The sequence below is a fragment of the Hymenobacter sp. IS2118 genome (genome assembly GCF_000715495.1).
Taxonomy (GTDB): Bacteria; Bacteroidota; Bacteroidia; order Cytophagales; family Hymenobacteraceae; genus Hymenobacter.
In genome coordinates, this window is the sequence record NZ_JNLX01000121.1 from 1 (window position 1) to 17091 (window position 17091).

The following is a 17091-nucleotide window of genomic DNA, read 5'->3' on the forward strand; positions in this document are numbered from 1 at the left end:
GGCGGGCATCTTAACGGTGGCTGATTTGGCGTTTTAGCTTTTGCCAGCTTATCACAATGAGAGATAAAAGGAGCACGGGAAATACGACCCATTCAGGCTGTCGGAAGGGCGCTAATAGCATGTTCCACTGCCTGAATACAGCAGACAAATATTCTCGTTCAGGCCTGAATATTGGTTCTTCATAAGGTGGGCCATAAGGATAATCTTTGGGCTCAAATATTGGCTTTGGGTTCCATAATTCAGTCACCCAATTATCAAACCGAACGAGGTAAGAACGAGACAAGTACCGAGGGGCTAAAGACAGGGGGTGATATTCGTAAACCATGCATGGGCCAAGCGGAAAACTAACATCAGACAAAGTTTTTTTTGCTAGAGGTCGCGATGTAATTGCGTAAAATGTGGTAGGTGCGTGTACTACATCGAGCCAATATTTCTTTACATCATATTGGTTCATAAGGTCGAGCACGAAAATCAAATCGGAGTAAGTAGCTGTCGCGCCAAATGTAACCTTGGTGCCATCTTCAATCGAGGGATTGGCCGCCATACGAGCAACTGCTTGGGTAAGCTGCTTCTTAGCGGAAGCATTGCTGCTTTGGGACCCAACGAATTTGATTTCCCTCCAATTGCGAAAATTGTTCAACTTAGCATCCGACCATTTAAGAGGATTCGGCGGACCATTGGGATAATCGTCTTCAGCATGCAACGAGGGCATTGTTAACTGGACAACATTCCATCTCACAATTCTTTGCTGCTCTCTTAATATCACGCACCCCAGCCACAGCAGCCCCGCCAGCGCCAGCAGGCCCGGCGGAAACAGCAGCGCGCGGCGGTGGCGGCGGGGCAGGTGGAAGTGCATGAGGGAAGTGGGCGCGGGTATGCGCGGCTGGTTAATTCGTCCGAATTTAGAAAAGTAGAACGCAAAAAGGTGCGTGCAAATATGTGGTCGGGCAACAATTCACGTACTCCGCTGGTCTGCCTCGTCATGCCGTTGTGTTTTATGTCTTTCCGCTACCTGTTGCTTTTGCTACTGGCGCTGCCCCTGCGGCCCGCCCGCGCCCAAACCCCCGCCGACACCGCCCGCGCCGTGGCCCTGCCCGAAGCCACCGTGACCGGCTACGGCCAGCAGCTGCCGCTGCGCCGCACGGCCGCCGCCATCGGCGTGCTTGATGCCCGCATCATCGAGCAGTTCAACCCTGCCGCCCTCACGCAGGCCGTGAACACGCTGCCCGGCGTGCGGCTGGAAGAGCGCGCCACCGCCAGCTACCGCCTCAGCATTCGGGGCAGCACGCTGCGCTCGCCCTTTGGCGTGCGCAACGCGAAGGTGTACTACAACGGCATCCCCTTCACCGAAGCCAGTGGCAGCACGCCGCTCAACCTGCTCGACCCCGCCCTCATCGGGCGGCTGGAGGTGCTAAAGGGGCCGGCCGGCAGCGTGTACGGCGCCGGCACGGGCGGCGTGGCCTTGTTCAGTACGCCGGAAGTGGCGGCGGGCAGCAGCCGCGTGGCGGCCGGCGTCGCGGTGGGCAGCTACGGGCTGCGGCGCGCCAGCATCACGGCCGAAACGGGCGGGGCCACCAGCAGCGTGCGCGCCCAGTACACCCGCCAGGAACTGGACGGCTACCGCGAGCAAAGCGCGCTCCGGCGCGATGTTTTTGCCCTGGATGTGCGCGCTGTGGCTTCGCCCAAAACCACGCTGGCGGTACATCTGCTCTACACCGATATCAACTACCAGCTGCCGGGTGGCCTCACCCGCGCGCAGTTTGAGGCCGACCCGCGGCAGGCGCGGCCAAGCACGGCCACGGCGCCCGGCACCGTGGCGCAACGGGCGGCCTACGCCTCGCGCTACGGCCTGCTCGGCCTCACCCACGAATACCGGTTCAGCGATAAGCTGGAGCTGCAAACCACCCTTTACGGCAGTGGCACGGCCATCCAGACACCTTTTTTGGTGGACTATGAGCGCAACACCGCCCTGGGCCTGGGCGGGCGCACGGCCCTGAGCTACCGTACTAGTCTGGCCGGGCGCGTGCTGCGACTGCAGGGCGGCGGCGAGTACCAGGGCAGCTTTGCCGATGCGCGCAGCTACCAGAACAACCGCGGCGCCGTGGGTGCCCTGCGCTACAACGACGAAATCACGACCAGCACCGGCTTCGCATTTGCCCAGGCCGACTACAGCCTGCCCGCCGATTTCCTGCTCACCGTGGCCGCCAGCTACAACCGCCTCCGCTACCGCATTGCGCGCGTGAGCAACGCCGCCACCCAGCCCGACGCCTACCAGTTCAGCCGCGGTTTTCGCCCCGAAATCTCTCCCCGCATTGCGCTGCTAAAGGAATTTAGCCCCGCGCTTTCGGCCTACGCCAGCGTAAGCACCGGCTTCTCGCCGCCCACCATCGAAGAAATCCGCCCTTCGGATGCCAGCCTGAACCGAGCGCTGCAAGCCGAGCGCGGCGCCAGCTACGAGCTGGGCCTGCGAGGCCGCGCCTTCGCCAACCGCCTGCGCTACGAGCTGAACGCCTTCGATTTCCGGCTGCGCGAAACCGTGGTCAGCAGCACCACCGACCAGGGCGTGGTAGTGTTTCGCAACACCGGCCGCACCACCCAGCGCGGCCTCGAAGCGGCCGTGAGTGGCTGGCTATGGCGGCAGGCCGCGCCACTGGCAAGCCCTGGCGCTACGCCAGCCCCTGAAACCGGCCTGCGCGCCTGGGGCAGCTACGCCTACAATAACTTCCGTTTTGGGAACTACGTCGCTGACGGGCAGGATTTGCGCGGCAACCGCCTCACGGGCACCACGCCCCACACCCTGAGCACCGGCCTGGATTTCAGCGAGCGGCTAGGGTTCTATTTTAGCCCCAATCTCAGCCATCAGGCTTCAGTGGTGCTCAACGATGCCAATACCGAACGGGCGTCCGGCTACTGGGTTTTCGGGGCTCGCGGCGGCTGGCGGCGCACGCTGGCCGGCCACCTCGAAACCAACCTCTACGCGGGCCTCGACAACGCCACCGACCGCAACTACAGCCTGGGCAACGACCTTAATGCTTTCGGCCGGCGGTATTTCCAGCCCGCACCGGGCCGCAGCTGGTACACCGGCGCCCAGCTGGGCTGGCGCTGGTAACGGGCCGAAACCAAAAACGGCTTCCATCGCGTGATGGAAGCCGTTTTTCTTGCGCCCAAAAACTACTTGGGTTCCTGCTCTTCGGGCAAGGTGAAGGCGCGGTCGCTGGGGTCGGTCAGCTCGCGGGGCAGGTTTTCGGCGGAGGCCGGCGCGGGGCCGGCGGCGTTCATGGCCTGCGTGTCTACCCGCAGGGAGTCGTCCATCTCGTCGGCCTTTTCCTGGCCCGAGGCGTTGTTATTGTCCAGCACCTGGCCGTGGGTGGCCGCGTCGAGCATGGAGGTAGATGCGCCGTCGCCGCTGTTCGGGTCCTGGCTGGCGTTTTCGTTCTGGTTATCAGGAAACATGGTTATGAGTTAAGATTTACGAGTTATGAGTTACTGGTTTCGGAAAGCCGCAATACCTGGAAAGGACGGCCTGACAACTGACAACCAACAACTAGCAACTAATTAGCGGTATCCGCCGATTCGTCGCGGGTGTTGTGGGTGCCGCCCCCGGCCCAGCGAGGGTCGTCTTTAGCCCAGGCGTCGCGTTGGGTTTCATTGTCTTCGCCTTGTGCGGCGCGCACGGCAGCGGGGTCCTGGTTTTGCTCCACGTGGCCAACCTGGTCGGCGGGGTCCGCAGGTGCATCTTGTGCATCCTTTTTGGTGCGGAATTCGCTGAATTCGTCCGGGTTGTCGTTGGAGCCGTCGCGGCCCTCGGCCTGGTTCGTTGGCATGGCCGCGCTCACCTGGCCATTAGTGGAATCGTTGGGATTGATACCGCCAAATTCCCCGTAGTTGGGGGCCTGTGCATTCACCATTGGGTCGTTGGGGTTGGAATGAGCCGAGGCCGCCCGGTTCTGCTGGTCTTCGGGGCGGGAATCGTTGTCCGGCGTATTGGGTGTGTTTTGCGTACTCATGGGAAAGAAGATAGGAGAAGTGAAACGGGCCTGGCCCGACTTGCTATTCCTGTACGCAAACCAGCCGGGCCCGGTCATCTTCGGGGCTGCCGCCGCTCGTTTTCATTTTTCACCTCTTACTGTTTAGCTTTTTAGGTTATGAGTACTGCCATTGAGCACAACCCCCAAAACCAGGAATTTACCACCCGCCGCCAGGGCCACTCGGCCGAGCTGGCCTATGCCCGGCCCGCCGAGGGCGTCATCGATTTCACCCACACCTTCGTGGACGAGCAGCTGCGTGGTCAGGGCCTGGCCGAAGAGCTGGCCCGCGCCGGACTCACCTTCGCCAAAAACGACAACCTGAAAGTGAAAACGAGCTGCAGCTTCATGGCCGGCTTTGTGGAGCGCCACCACGCAGAATACGCGGAGCTGCTGGCGTAATTGCTGAGCCGCAAACTTTAAGCTACAAGCTGCAAGCCATCAACTAATGCTGCGAAGGCAACCGTGGCAAGTTGTTGGTCCGGTCAAACTGATTTTAGCGGTCCGACCGGACCGGAATAATTCCTGAAAAACCAAAAGCCCCGAGCCGTATTGAACGGTCGGGGCTTTTGGTTTTAAACGGTTATGCAAATTACCGCACCACCACGCGGCTCGTGTAGTCGAGGCCGGCGCAGCGCACGCGCACGGCGTAGATGCCGGCGGGCAAACCGCGCAGGTCGAGCTGAACCGCTTCGGTGGCGCTGAGGCGGGCGTCGCGCTGCTGCACGGGGCGGCCCAGCATGTCGAGCAGCGTCAGGGTAGCGGCCTGGGCGGTGGTCAGGCCCGGCAGGCGCAGCTGCGCCGTGGTGCTGGCCGGGTTGGGGTAGATTTCGAGGGCATTGCGCCGCGCGGCGGCCGCGCGGGTACCCGTAATAGTGCCGCAGGCCGTGCTGGTGTAGCTGCCCACGCCCGTGTAGTTGTCGGTGCCCAGGGCCGTCCAGGTGGCGCTGCCGAAAGGACCATTCCAGCGGCCGCCCTGGCTGGTGGTGGGCAGGCGCACGAGGGTGTTGTTCAGGGTCGAGCCATTCGTCACGGTCCATTCCGTGGGGCTCTGGCCCACTACGCCGATGACATCCAGCGTATCGGTGCCATCAAACAGCACAATGGCGTCATTGCCGTTGAAGAAGGCCACGTTGCTTTGCACATCGGCCTGCGCCGCTACCGCCGCGTCGGTAGCGCCGGTGTTCACAATAACGTACACATCGCCGGCCGCCAGCGTGCCCGTGAGCTGCTGGGTGGCGGTGGGCGTTGTAGAAGCGCCGTTGGCATAGAGCACCACGCGCTTGCCGTTCAGCGACAGGGGGGCGTTGGTGGGGTTGAAAATCTCCAGCACTTTGGTATTGCCCGTGCCCGACTCTACGTATTGCGAGAAGTACGGCTTGGTGCAGGGCGCGCCCGCCGGGGCGGCATCGTCGTTGGTGATGGTGAGAACGTGCGCGGTGGGCGCGGCCACGATAACAGTGGCTGCCGAAGGCGTGCCCAGCAGCAGCCGCACGGTTTCGTTGGGCTCAAAGGTCAGGTCGCCTACCACGGTCACGGTCACGGCCTGGGTGAGGTTGGCGGCGGTGGCGAAGGTGAGCGTGCTGGTAGTCAGGGTGTAATCAGCGGGGCTGGCGGCGGTGGTACCGGCGGCGTCCACGGTCACGGGTACCGTGATGGGGAAGGTGAGGCTGGCGGCATTGGCCAGGGTCACGTTGGCGGTGTAGGTGCTGGTGCCGGTGTTGCCTTCGGCAATGCTGCCCGTGGCGGCGGCAAACGACAGCGTGGGGGCCGCGCCGTCGTCGTTGGTGATGGTGAGCGTGTGGGTGGTGGGCGTGCCCACGCTGGTGCCGGTGCTGGGGTTGGTCAGGGTCAGTACCACCGTTTCGTCGGCTTCGGGCTGGGTGTCGCCGGTCACGGTCAGGGTCACCGTTTGGGTGGTGCTGCCCGTCGGAAAGGTAACCGTGGTGGGGGAGGCAAAGGTGAAATCGGTGCCGTTGGTGGCCGTGGAGCTGGCGCTGGCATTCACCTGCACGGTGGTGGCGGCGGTGGCGGCGGCGCTCAAACTCACCGTGAAGGTGTAGGTGCTGGTGCCGGCGTTGCCTTCGGCAATGCTGCCCGTAGCCGTAGCGAAGCTAAAGGCTGGCCCGGCGGGGGCAAAGCCCCAGGCCGTAGCTACCGAAGCCGGGAAAGCAATGTAGGGGTTGAAGTTGCCCTGCGCGGCGGCTGTGCGGTTGTTGCGCTCGATTTCGCGGGCGTCCACGGGGTCGGCCAAATGCCAGCGGTAGAGCGTGGCCAGGTCGGCCAGGGCCGTGATAACGCCTTTGCCCGCGTCGAAATTCTCGTTGGCGTGCATGGTGTAGAAGTAGAATGCCGTGCGGGCCAGGTTGCCCTTGTGGTCTTCGCGGGGCTCAAACTGCGAGTTGGTGTCCTCGCTGTACTCGTCGATATTGCTCGTCGGGATGCTCGTCAGGCGCGTGGTGCCGCGCAGCCAGCCCAGGGTGCTGGCATCCGGAATGTCGCCAAACGGGTCGGAGCCGCGGTCCGAGTTCCACTGAATGCGGGTGGGGTAGAGGTGGTGGATGTCGGAGCGCATGCGCACCACTTCATTAAACCACGACTGCGGGATGGAGTGCTCGCAGTTGATGTCGTTCACCACGCCGGGGCTGGTGTTGGTGGCGTTGTACGTCACGTTTTCGGCATAGCCCGAGTACACGCAGGTTACTTTATTATCGAAGTTATCGACGTAGTTATACATCCGGCCGCGGGCCGTGCTGTAGTCCAGCACCACGCGTTTGCCGTCGTACCAGTTGGTGCGGTACCAGTCGCGCAGGGCCACGCCCTGCAGGTTGGCGGGTGGGGCCGCGGGCATGGGCGGCACGGTTTGGGCATTCAGGGTGGCGGGCAGTAAGCCCAGGGCCAGCAACAAAGTAGTAAAAAGGTGCTTCATAAATAATTGCGCCAGGGAAACGAAGTATCAAAGGTAAGGACTCTGCCGCGAGGCCCAAGTCACCCGTTTATTACCAAAGCAATAATTGTTCAGCCGTACTTTCGCGGCTGTATTTCCCTCTCTCATCTCATCCTCCCATCCATGCCCGACATCACTCCCGCCGAACTGCAGCAGCGCCAGCAAGCCGGCGAAACCCCCACCATCATCGACGTGCGCGAAACCTGGGAGTACGAGGAAGGCCGCATTGCCGGCGCCCAGAATATTCCCCTCAACTCCCTGCCCGAGAAGCTCGACGACCTCGAAGAGCTGAAGGACCAGGAAGTCATCGTGCACTGCAAAGGCGGCAGCCGCGCCACTTCGGCCAAAGCCTACCTCACCCAGCAGGGCTTCACCAACGTGCGCAACCTGCAAGGCGGCTTCCAGGCCTACACGGCAGCTGGTTGAGTACCAAAGTGCCCCGGCCGCCGAACGTGCCTTGACGCGTTCGGCGGCCGGGGTACTTTGGTACCGCTAAATCCTCAGTGCTCAACAAACAACAGCCGTTCAACGGCTACTCGTTTCGGCCACGTTCAGGTCGTTGTCGAATGGGCTTTTGGTGAAGGGGTGGGTCAGCTGCTTCAGGTAGCCTTTGGGGTAGGAGCCTTCGCGCACGCCGGTGGCGTCGGGCCACTCGTTGCCGGGTAGGTAGTAGGTGCCAAATACCTTGTCGATGAGCGGGAAATGGATGGCGAAGTTCTTGCCGTAGTGGGCCGGGTCTTCGCAGTGGTGCCAGTGGTGGAACTGCGGCGTAACCAGCAGGTACTTCAAAAAGCCGAAATTGATGCTGGTGTTGGCATGAATAAGCACCGCGTGAATGGACACGAACAGGATGTAGGCGCTGAAAGCAATTTCCGAGAAACCGCACACGTACAGCGGAATAAACGAAATCGAGCGCGTCACGAAAATATCTACGAAGTGCGTGCGCGAGCCCGCCAGCCAGTCCATGGCCTGCGTGGAATGGTGCACCGAATGGAAGCGCCACAGGTACACATGCGAGTGAAACAGCCGGTGCGCAGCGTACTGAAACAGGTCGGTAACAAGCAGGGCCAGCAAAAACTCCAGCACGAAAGGCAGGTTCTGGACCCAGTGCTGCAGCGGCGTCAGGCCCATCCAGCCGAAGAGCATCTTGGCCGGCGCCTGCGTAATTACCCCAAAAAACTGCACAAACAAGTGGCTGATAACGAAGTACACCAGGTCGGTGCGCCACTCGGCGTGGAAGCGGGCCTGCTGCTTGTTTTTGGGGAACACCATTTCGATGGGCACGAAGATGACGGCCAGCAGCAGCAGGTCGAGCAGCAGCCAGTCGAGGCCCAGGTGCCAGCCCGTTTTTTCCACGGCCCGCGCCTGCACCTCAAGCCCGCCCCCGGCCACCGCCAGCGCCGAAATCACAATGCCGATGATGGCGCGCTTCTTTTCCTGGCTCAGCAAAAAGCTGAGCGCGGCGAAAAAAAACGAAGCCACGATGCCGCCCATCAGCAGCACCTTCATGGCCTCGCCGGTGTATACCTCGCGAAACTCCGGCGTGGTGAAGTACTCCGGGAAGTGAAAGCACAGCACCGCGCCTTGGGCCAGCAGCGCCAAAAAGATGGAAATATTACCGCTGATATGGCCTTCGCCAATTTTCAAGCGGCCAGTAGATTCACTGAGAGAGGTCATGGGGGCAATGAAAAAGAATGGGAGCGCGGCAGTGGCAAAGGGCGCCAATGGCCAGCAGCACTGCTTTTACCCGCAGCACCCTACAAAGGTGTAGCCCACGCACGCTTTATCAACCTGAATCTTTCAATTTTCAGGACATCTCAAAAAAATATAATTATTGACAATTAATTGATAAACAAAAGGTTGTATTAGTAATATAAGACTTTACAATAGCTGGGTCTTGGCCGTGTTGGGCTCATAGGCACTCTCGTAAAAGGGCGCTCAGCATGACAGACCAAATGAAAGACGATGAATGCTGCGCGGCTACTTAAGGGCCGCGCCGGTTACGGCGCTACTACCAGCTTCCCATCGGCCGCGTAGGCCAGCTCGCCGCGGTCCACCAGCTCGCGCACCGTGGCCGTGACGGCCGTGGCCTGCGCCGGGGCAAAGGCGGCCAGCAGCTCGCGTGGGCTCTGCGCCGCCTGGCGCACCTGCGCCAGCACCGGCTCGCGTAGCGAACCCACGGCGGCCGTGGCCTGGGCCGCTTTCTTGTCGGCCAGGCACACGTCGCACACGCCGCAGCGGGCCGGGTCAGCTTCGTCGAAGTAGCTGAGCAGCAGTATCTGTCGGCAGCGTGAGTCGTTCAGGTACTGGCCCACGGCGTTGGTTTTGTGGCGGGCCAGGTCGCGGGCGGCCGTCATCCGCACTTGGTCGATGGGCAGCTTGGGCGCGTCGAAGCGGGGCGTGGTGAACAGGGCCTGCGGCGACTCCTGCCGGGGCTGGTAGTGCAGAATGCCGGCTGTGTGCAAGTAGCGCAGCTGCTGGCGCACTTCCACCACGCTGCGGCGCAGGTGCGTGGCCACGGCGTTCTCCGAAATAGCCTGAAAATCGGCAAATAGCTCGCCGCCGTGCAGCCGCAGCAGCGCCTTTATCAGCTGGTCGTGCTGGGCGTTGGCCACCTGGAAGGCGTACAAATCCTGGTGGTTGAGGATGAGGTGCACCCGCGCCGGCGTATTCACGGCTTCGTTCAGCTGTACAAAGCCTTCGCGCTGCAAAATCTTCAGCGAGTTGTGCGCGTCCACGGCCCGGATGCGGTAGGTTTCGGCAAACTGCTGCAAGTCGAACTCGAACGCGGCCAGCTCGCCGCCGCCCACCGCCGTGCGCGAGTAGTTGGCCAGCGCCTGGTACACGCGCCGCACCGTATCGAGGGGCGGAAACGACTGGTTGGTGCGGCGGCGCAGTTCATCAGCATCATTCGGACCGGCCAGCAGCACGGCGAAGGCGTACTGCCCATCGCGCCCGGCCCGGCCGGCCTCCTGGTAGTAGGCCTCCAGGGTATCGGGCGCGTCGAGGTGGGCTACAAGGCGCACGTCGGGCTTGTCGATGCCCATGCCAAAGGCGTTGGTGGCCACGATGAGGCGGGTTTTATCGGCAATCCAATCCTGCTGCACCTTCGTGCGCTGCTCCGAGGGCAGGCCCGCGTGGTAGGCCGCCGCCGAGAACTTGTGCTGCTGCAAAAACGCCGCCGTGTCCTCGGTTTGCCGGCGGGTGCGGGCATACACAATGGCCGTTTTGTTGGGCCCCACGCCGCGTACCACTTCCAGCAGCCGGCGCAGCTTGTCCTCGGTATGCAGCACCGAGTACGAGAGCTTGGGCCGGGCAAAGCTCTGCCGGAACACCCCCGAGCCCGGCCCAAACTTCAGCTTCTCCACAATATCAGTCTGCACCTGGGCCGTGGCCGTGGCCGTGAGGGCGATAACCGGCGTGCCCGGCGGCAGCCGCTCGCGCAGCTCGGCAATGCGCAGGTACGGCGGCCGGAAATCGTAGCCCCACTGCGAGAGGCAGTGCGCCTCGTCCACGGCCAGTAGGCCCACGTTCATCTTGGCCACCCGCACCTGAAACAGCTCGGTGAGCAGCCGCTCCGGGCTCACGTACAGGAACTTCACGCTGCGGCCGTACACGCAGTTGTCCAGGGCGTGGTCGATTTCCTGGTGGCTCATGCCCGCGTAAATGGCCTCGGCTTTGAGTCCGCGCCGGCGCAGGTTGTCCACCTGGTCCTTCATCAGGGCAATAAGCGGCGACACCACCAGGCAGATGCCGGGGAGCGCCAGGGCCGGCACCTGAAAGCAGATGCTTTTGCCGCCGCCGGTGGGCAGCAACGCCAGCGTGTCGTGCCCGGCCAGTACCGAGTTGATGATGTCCTCCTGGCCCGGCCGGAACGCCGCGTGGCCCCAATGCTCGCGCAGCAGGGCCAGAGGCGTGATTTCGGCAGGGGAAGAGGACATGGGGCGAAGGTACTGCCGCCGATTGCTAACCAGTGGCTGCCGGCCGTGCTGCCTTAGCGTTGCTTAGCAAGACCGCGGAATAGCCGAAACACGCCTCGGAAGGAGTTCACGAAACTCATCTCCAAATAGCATTTCGTAAACTTTGAATCGTAGACGGGTTTCGTAAACTCATATTGCCCTGCAGCGGCCTGTTAGCACTTGGTGCTGGCCAGTTGCTAGTGGTTTGCGGAAAGGAGCGTTACTTTGACAAAAAAGCGATAGAAAAAACAGGATGAAGTACTTCTTGCTGGTGTTACTGTGTCTATACCTGCTACTTGTGGGATTCTTTTGGGCCATTGCTCACGCGAGCGGGCACAATATTCCTACCGAAACAGACCGTTTTTTTGCTGTAACTGCGCTTGTTAATGTTGGGTTGATTGCCCTCTCAGGTGCTTGGGTAAGCAGAAGCAATTGGACAGAAAAGCAACGGCGAAAGAGGCTTTATATCGACTAGCCCAAGCCCAATTGCGCTTACTAGAGCAGATAGCCGAACTGATTCCGTTTCGTGGGTCAGTCCTGTCAATGCCCTGTCACAGTTTACTCAAACGGTAGCAAGCTAAACGCGCTCCGTTCAACTGAAGGAGGGTATACCGTGGTAATCCTCGTTGCCGGAATCGTAGCGGTAGATGTCCACGTCGGTGATGGTGCGGGTGTGAAAGAGGAAGTCGATGGTCCGCAGGTCGTGCCCCAGCGCCGGAGTGGGGGCTTCTTGATTCACGTCGACGTAGAGCACAATTTCCAGCACTGAGGTGAGGGCAAACTGTTCCTTGAGCTCCACAATCGCCTTGGTGCGGTCGTGGAGCTGGTCGACGATTTCGGTGACCAGGCGGTCAATGTCCAGCCGTTCGGTGCCTTTGGCCGTGGACAGCTCCCAGGCGCTGTATTGCCGCTGGCGGTTGCCATAGCGGGTGGGGTCGCCTTTCTGCCAGGTTTGGCTGGGGGCCACGCCGAGCCGGGCCGTTACCTCGGCGAGGTCAAATCGTTCCCCTTTCAAGGCAAAGTAGACGTAGGAACCGGAATGGTGCAGGGGCATGGGCAAGGGGTAAGCGAGCGGGCTGGCCAAAGTACAACCAGGCGGTTAAGTGCCTAACGCCCATACACCGGAGCCGCTCACGTAAACGGTGGAATTTTTAACCTTTTACCAAAAAAGCCCTTCACCTCGCGGCACCAGGCTTCTCAAGTCACGAAGCCGAAATCTAGGCCGCCGGTCAGCTATTGCGACCTCGTTCGTGCCCCGTTGCTCTAGCGCTGAAAGTGCAGCTGCAGAATGTTCTCGATTTTCTCCTTGGTCAGCGGCTTGCTGACCAGCCCGGCGATGTTGAGCTCTTCGAGGCGGGTCAGGTCGCGGGCGTCCATGGTGGTGGTGAGCATGATGACGACCGTAGCGCTGCGCTGGGCCTGGGGCAGGCGCTTGTAGGCTTCCAGAAACTGAATGCCGTTCATGCCGGGCATGTTCACGTCAAGCAGGATGAGGGCGGGCTCGTCGGGGCTGGTGCTGCTCTCAATGAGGTCCAGGGCCTGATTACCGTTTTCGGCCACCAGCAATTTGTCCGCCACGCCCAGGCTCTGGAATAGCAGCTCGTTCAAAAAATTGTTGGTCGAATCGTCGTCGACCAGGAGTACACTCGAAAGCTTTTTCATGGCAGCAGGGGGATAAAAGAGAAAGGGCTAGCCCGCGTTGGGCAGCGTAACGGTGAAGGTGGAGCCCACGCCCGGCTGGCTGCGCACCGCCACGGTGCCGCCGGCGTTTTCCACCATTTTCTTAACCATGTACAGGCCCACGCCCGAGCCAGGTACGTGCCCGTGCAGGCGGCGGAACATGCGGAACAACTCGCCCTGCTGGGCCGCGCTCAGCCCCAGCCCATTGTCCTGCACGGCCAGCACCACCTGGCCGGCGGCGGCGTGGCAGCGCAACACCACGGCCGGCGCCCGGTTGGGGTCCCGGTACTTCACGGCGTTGCTGAGCAGGTTGTAGACGATGGAGCGCAGATTTTTGGCCGAAAAGCGGACCATGAGGCACGTGGTTAGGTCCACGGTGAGGGTAGCCCCGGCGGCGGTCAGCTCGGGCAGCATGTCGAGGCGCACGGATTCAACCAGGGCGGGCAGGTCCACGGTTTCGGCAGCGGAATGGTCGGGCAGCTCCTGCAGGCGCGTCACGTCGGTGAGGTGGCTCAGCGTTTGTTGGAAGCGGGCCACCGCGTCGTCCATCATGCCGAGCAGGCGCGGCACCAGCGGCACGTCGAGGGCCGTGGCCGGCAGATGCTCGCGCAGGGCAAGCAGCAGGCCTTCCACGTTGGTGATGGGCGACTTCAAGTCGTGCGAAGCCGAATAAACGAAGGTATCCAGGTCGGCATTGGTGCGCGTGAGGCGGCCGTTGGTGGCCTTCAGCTCCACGTTGGTGGTCCGCATTTCCTCATTAACGGCGGCCAGCTCCGCATTCAGGGCCTGCACCTGGTGGCGGGCCAGCACCTGGTCGGTCACGTCGTACACAAACGCCGCCACGCCCACGATGCGGCCTTCCTCGCGGTAGGCCTGGTAGGCAAAGGTGACGTAGCGCGGGCTGCCGGGGTGCAGCTTGGCCAGCGGCATGTCGATGATGGCCTGGCTTTCGCCGGTGGTGTACACCAGGTCCAGCAGCTCGACCAAACCCGCCAGCCGGATGCGCGGGTACACCTCGACCAGCGTATGGCCGCGCAGCGGCCCGTTCCAGTCTTCGGGCGGAAATAGCTCCGCAAAAGCCGGGTTGAAGTGGTCGATGCGGTGGTCGGGCTCGCGCAGCAGCACGATGGACACCGGCGTCTGCTCGAATACCTGGAACAGGTCCTGCCGCTGTTGGGCCTGGCGCTGCACCACGGCCAGCATGGCGGCCTGCACGGTGTCGGCCTGCTTGCGGGCCCGCACCCGGTCGGTCACGTCCGCGATGAACACCAGCACCCCCTGCGGGCGCTCCTGGCCGTCGAACAGCGGTTGGTAAATGAAGTCGATGTAGCGCGTCTCGGTCAATCCGGCGGCGGAACCCGGCAGCAGGAGCACCGTTTCGGTGCCACTGTGGGGCCGGCCGGTGGCGTACACCCGGTCGAGCAGGGCCAGAAAGCCCTGTTCCCTGATTTCGGGCAGCATCTCGGCCACCGGGCGGCCGTGCACGGCGCGGCCTGCCACCAACTGTTGGTACTGGTCGTTGAAAAACGAATAGCGGTGCTCGGGCCCGTTGAGCGTGGCGATGGCGGCCGGCACCTGGCCGATTATCTGGCGCAGCAGGCCCTGCTGCACCCGCAGCTGCTCGCGCTGCTGCTCGGCCCCGACCAGGGCCTCGCTGGTTTCGGCCGTGCGGGCGGCCACGCGCTGCTCCAGCTCGTCGTTGAGCTGCTGCAGCTGCTGGCCGGCCCGCACCTGCTCGGTGGCTTCGGTGGCCACCACCATGGCCCCGTAGATGCTGCCGTCGGCCTCGTGCATGGGCACGTACACAAAGTCCCAGTACACGGTTACGCGGCGGCCGTTGCGGTCGTGCTGGGCCTCCATGGCGTAGGCCACGTGGGGTACACCGGTGGCCATCACCCCGTCCAGCAGCTCTTCGTAGCCCATGCCGGCCACTTCGGGCAGCGCCTCAAACAAGCCTTTGCCAATGATTTGCTCCGGGGTGCGGCCCCACAGCCGGCACACCGTGGGGTTGGCCAGCTCGATGATGTACTTGGGCCCCCGGTACACGGCAATGGCCACGGAGGCTTGCTCGAACACGCGGTTCAGCTCGCCCCGCTGGTGCTCGGCTTCGGCTTGGGCGGCCTGTTCGCGGGCCTGGGCCTGGCGCAAAGCTTCGGCCTGGGCCGTCGGCAGCGGGTCGTGGGTGTCGAGGAAGCTAACGACCAGCAGCGCCCCCTGCCGCCGGGCCACCAGGTGAAAGAACCCGTCGAGGCCGTCGTGCTGAAAATTGAAAGCCTCGCGCTGGGTCTGCCCCGATAGAAAAGCGTCGCGGTAAAAAGCAAAAATGCCAGCCGGTCCGGCCTTGGGGAAGCGCGTCAGGAACGACTCGGCGGGGCGCTGCGGCAGCCGCAGCATCTGCTGGGCGGCGGGGTTGAGGTACTCGTAAGCCAGGTCGGTTATCGTCTCGCCGGCCGCGTCGTACACCGGGCGAAATAGCGCGAAGCCCGTCAGGGCGACTTCGAGCAGCGTGAGCGAGAAATCGTCGGACCCCGCCAGGTCAGCGGGTAGGGTCGAAGCAGGCGTATCGGACATATGGATATTCAGGCTGAAATGCAGGCTCTTTCGCTTCGGGCTCCGGGCCGCTCTCCTGGCTGTAGCCTAAGGGCTCTTCTAAGGAATAAACAACTCAGGCGGCCGGCCAAGTAAACACGGTCCCGCGGTTCACCATTGTCGCCCCGTTACGCTGCCGCGCGCATGGAAGTTCACCGCCGTGCTTTTAAAAATGAGAGCGCTAAGTGGCAGCGGACAATGTTACCCGCCTGCCCAGGGAGCAGGGACGGCGAATCGCCGACCGAGAATTCCTTATCATCAGTGACTGCCAGTGGAACGCGGCGGCCTCGGCTGCGGATGATAAACTCAGCCCCAGTTATTTAAAAAAGTGCTAACGAAAAAGCCCGGCACCTCACGGCACTTGTCCTTACCCACATCTTTGAAAAGCGCCGGCCAACAGGTCGGCGCTTTTTTGTGGGTTCTTGCGGGGCCGGCTTAGTAGCTTGCGAGATGAGTATTTCGACGCATTTCTGCGACCCGCAGCTGTGGGCGCAGACGCATTTTGGGGGCACGGTGTTGGGCGATGCCCGCCGCAGCCGACGGGTGGTGCAGTTGGCCGCCGGTTGGGCCCGGCAGCCGGGGGCCACCATTCCGCAGTTGGGGACCGGCCAGGCGGGGGCCAGTAAAGCGGCGTATCGCTTGCTGGGCGGTGCAAGGGCCACGCCCGAGGCGCTGCAGGGGGCGCATCAGGCCGTGGTTCGCCAAGCGCTACAGGAGCCGGGCACCTACCTGCTGGTCGAAGACACGAGCGAACTGAGCTGGCCCGAAGCCGACGAGCGCCGGCCCGGCCTGGGGCCGGTCGGGCCGGGCAAGGCCACGAGCCAGGGCGTACTGCTGCACTCGTTGGTGGCCGCCGGCTGGCCGGTGCAGGACCCCGACCCGGCCGCCAAACGGCCCGCCCTGCCGCTGCTGGGCCTGTTGGACCAGCAGTTTCACGTCCGTCAACCGGTGCCGGAGGCCGAAAAAGACCATCTCCACGGCGGCTCGCGCCTGCGCCAGGGCCGGGTCCGCGAATCGGCGCTCTGGTCCCGGAGCTTGCGCAACGTGGGCAGCCCGCCACCGGACGCGCGCTGGGTGGTGGTGGCCGACCGCGGGGCCGACATCTACGAGCACCTGCAGCAGTGCCGGGCCCAGGGCCTGGGCTTCGTGGTGCGCGCCGCCCAGGACCGGGCCCTGGTGGCCGGCGCCGACAAAGCGCCCGCCGGGCGGCTCTTCGCCGTGGCGCGGGCCCAGCCCTCGGCGGGCCAGTTGACCCTGGCCTTGCGTGGCCGGCCGGGCCAGCCGGCCCGCGAAGTGCTGCTCCAGGTCAGTTTCAGCCCCCCGCTGGCCCTGCGTGCGCCCCAGCGACCGGGCGCGGCGACGGGCAAAGGGGACCCGGTTCCCTGCGCCCTGGTACGGGTCTGGGAAGCCGCCCAAGTCGGGGACACAGGCCCGGCCACGCCCGCCCTGGAATGGCTGCTGCTCTGCGACCAACCCATCACGGATTTTGCCCAGGCCCACGCCTGCGCCCGGCAGTACGTGAGCCGCTGGCTCATCGAGGACTTTCACAAAGCCCTGAAAACGGGCCTGGGGGCCGAAAAGCTCCAGCTCCAAACCGCTGACCGTCTTTTTGCCGCCGTCGCCCTGCTCAGCGTGGTCGCATTGGCGCTAGTGGATATGCGCGAAAAAAGTCGCCTCCAACCCGACTTGCCGGCGACGGCAGCGGGGCTGGAAGCGACTTTTTTACAGGTCCTCACGCTGCGCAGTTCACGACCCGTGCAGACTGTGCGCGACGTGTATTATGCCTTGGCTGGCCTGGGCGGCCACCTGGGCCGCAAAGGCGACGGACCACCTGGCTGGCAAACCCTCTGGCGCGGCCTGATGAGCCTGCGCTTACTCGTCGAAGGCGTCC

14 protein-coding genes are annotated in these 17091 nt (G+C 63.1%); 5 read left to right on the top strand and 9 right to left on the bottom strand.

Annotated features, from left to right (window positions below):
• Positions 1 to 10: 10 nt before the first annotated feature.
• Positions 11 to 856, bottom strand: coding sequence for a hypothetical protein (locus tag GM79_RS24880; RefSeq protein WP_152559935.1), 846 nt, complete (start codon positions 854 to 856; stop codon positions 11 to 13).
• A 141-nt stretch (positions 857 to 997) separates the two neighbouring features.
• Between GM79_RS24880 and GM79_RS10115 the strand changes: the two genes are divergently transcribed.
• Positions 998 to 3109, top strand: a complete 2112-nt coding sequence (locus tag GM79_RS10115) for a TonB-dependent receptor family protein (protein ID WP_035563167.1) — start codon at positions 998 to 1000, stop codon at positions 3107 to 3109.
• Between the two features lie 62 nt (positions 3110 to 3171).
• On the opposite strand, the gene GM79_RS10120 is transcribed toward GM79_RS10115, so the two are convergent.
• Positions 3172 to 3453, bottom strand: coding sequence for a hypothetical protein (locus GM79_RS10120; protein ID WP_035563170.1), 282 nt, complete (start codon positions 3451 to 3453; stop codon positions 3172 to 3174).
• A gap of 98 nt (positions 3454 to 3551) precedes the next feature.
• Positions 3552 to 4007: a hypothetical protein gene (locus GM79_RS10125; protein WP_035563173.1), complete on the bottom strand. Its 456-nt coding sequence runs from the start codon at positions 4005 to 4007 to the stop codon at positions 3552 to 3554.
• A 138-nt stretch (positions 4008 to 4145) separates the two neighbouring features.
• Between GM79_RS10125 and GM79_RS10130 the strand changes: the two genes are divergently transcribed.
• Positions 4146 to 4427: a GNAT family N-acetyltransferase gene (locus GM79_RS10130; RefSeq protein ID WP_035563176.1), complete on the top strand. Its 282-nt coding sequence runs from the start codon at positions 4146 to 4148 to the stop codon at positions 4425 to 4427.
• A gap of 190 nt (positions 4428 to 4617) precedes the next feature.
• Here GM79_RS10130 and GM79_RS10135 read toward each other — a convergent pair whose 3' ends face one another.
• Positions 4618 to 6954: an endonuclease gene (locus GM79_RS10135; RefSeq protein WP_035563179.1), complete on the bottom strand. Its 2337-nt coding sequence runs from the start codon at positions 6952 to 6954 to the stop codon at positions 4618 to 4620.
• A 141-nt stretch (positions 6955 to 7095) separates the two neighbouring features.
• Here GM79_RS10135 and GM79_RS10140 point away from each other — a divergent pair, with 141 nt between their 5' ends.
• Entirely contained in the window at positions 7096 to 7398 is a 303-nt protein-coding gene (locus tag GM79_RS10140) for a rhodanese-like domain-containing protein (RefSeq protein ID WP_035563182.1), read from the top strand.
• A 99-nt stretch (positions 7399 to 7497) separates the two neighbouring features.
• Here the strand turns inward: GM79_RS10140 and GM79_RS10145 are convergent, their stop codons facing one another.
• On the bottom strand, positions 7498 to 8649 hold the full coding sequence (locus GM79_RS10145) for a sterol desaturase family protein (RefSeq protein ID WP_035563188.1): 1152 nt from the start codon (positions 8647 to 8649) through the stop codon (positions 7498 to 7500).
• A gap of 323 nt (positions 8650 to 8972) precedes the next feature.
• Entirely contained in the window at positions 8973 to 10913 is a 1941-nt protein-coding gene (locus GM79_RS10150; protein WP_051718732.1) for an ATP-dependent DNA helicase RecQ, read from the bottom strand.
• 271 nt (positions 10914 to 11184) lie between these two features.
• Between GM79_RS10150 and GM79_RS26500 the strand changes: the two genes are divergently transcribed.
• Positions 11185 to 11406: a DUF6112 family protein gene (locus GM79_RS26500; RefSeq protein ID WP_410471179.1), complete on the top strand. Its 222-nt coding sequence runs from the start codon at positions 11185 to 11187 to the stop codon at positions 11404 to 11406.
• Positions 11407 to 11523: 117 nt separating this feature from the next.
• Here the strand turns inward: GM79_RS26500 and GM79_RS10155 are convergent, their stop codons facing one another.
• From GM79_RS10155 to GM79_RS22940, 3 genes are all read right to left on the bottom strand, one after another.
• On the bottom strand, positions 11524 to 11985 hold the full coding sequence (locus GM79_RS10155) for a DUF4279 domain-containing protein (protein ID WP_051718733.1): 462 nt from the start codon (positions 11983 to 11985) through the stop codon (positions 11524 to 11526).
• A 209-nt stretch (positions 11986 to 12194) separates the two neighbouring features.
• On the bottom strand, positions 12195 to 12593 hold the full coding sequence (locus tag GM79_RS10160) for a response regulator (RefSeq protein WP_035563185.1): 399 nt from the start codon (positions 12591 to 12593) through the stop codon (positions 12195 to 12197).
• A gap of 27 nt (positions 12594 to 12620) precedes the next feature.
• Positions 12621 to 15182 (bottom strand): PAS domain-containing protein, encoded by a 2562-nt coding sequence (locus GM79_RS22940; RefSeq protein WP_051718734.1) that lies wholly within the window; start codon positions 15180 to 15182, stop codon positions 12621 to 12623.
• A gap of 468 nt (positions 15183 to 15650) precedes the next feature.
• On the opposite strand from GM79_RS22940, the gene GM79_RS10170 reads away from it, so the two are divergent.
• On the top strand, positions 15651 to 17091 hold a 1441-nt coding region (locus tag GM79_RS10170; RefSeq protein WP_035561561.1), incomplete at its 3' end, for an IS4 family transposase.

Coding starts and splice junctions, on each gene's coding strand:
- GM79_RS24880 (WP_152559935.1), bottom strand. CDS start 856: ATGCACTTCCACCTGCCCCGCCGCCACCGCCGCGCGCTGCTGTTTCCG.
- GM79_RS10115 (WP_035563167.1), top strand. CDS start 998: ATGTCTTTCCGCTACCTGTTGCTTTTGCTACTGGCGCTGCCCCTGCGG.
- GM79_RS10120 (WP_035563170.1), bottom strand. CDS start 3,453: ATGTTTCCTGATAACCAGAACGAAAACGCCAGCCAGGACCCGAACAGC.
- GM79_RS10125 (WP_035563173.1), bottom strand. CDS start 4,007: ATGAGTACGCAAAACACACCCAATACGCCGGACAACGATTCCCGCCCC.
- GM79_RS10130 (WP_035563176.1), top strand. CDS start 4,146: ATGAGTACTGCCATTGAGCACAACCCCCAAAACCAGGAATTTACCACC.
- GM79_RS10135 (WP_035563179.1), bottom strand. CDS start 6,954: ATGAAGCACCTTTTTACTACTTTGTTGCTGGCCCTGGGCTTACTGCCC.
- GM79_RS10140 (WP_035563182.1), top strand. CDS start 7,096: ATGCCCGACATCACTCCCGCCGAACTGCAGCAGCGCCAGCAAGCCGGC.
- GM79_RS10145 (WP_035563188.1), bottom strand. CDS start 8,649: ATGACCTCTCTCAGTGAATCTACTGGCCGCTTGAAAATTGGCGAAGGC.
- GM79_RS10150 (WP_051718732.1), bottom strand. CDS start 10,913: ATGTCCTCTTCCCCTGCCGAAATCACGCCTCTGGCCCTGCTGCGCGAG.
- GM79_RS26500 (WP_410471179.1), top strand. CDS start 11,185: ATGAAGTACTTCTTGCTGGTGTTACTGTGTCTATACCTGCTACTTGTG.
- GM79_RS10155 (WP_051718733.1), bottom strand. CDS start 11,985: ATGCCCCTGCACCATTCCGGTTCCTACGTCTACTTTGCCTTGAAAGGG.
- GM79_RS10160 (WP_035563185.1), bottom strand. CDS start 12,593: ATGAAAAAGCTTTCGAGTGTACTCCTGGTCGACGACGATTCGACCAAC.
- GM79_RS22940 (WP_051718734.1), bottom strand. CDS start 15,182: ATGTCCGATACGCCTGCTTCGACCCTACCCGCTGACCTGGCGGGGTCC.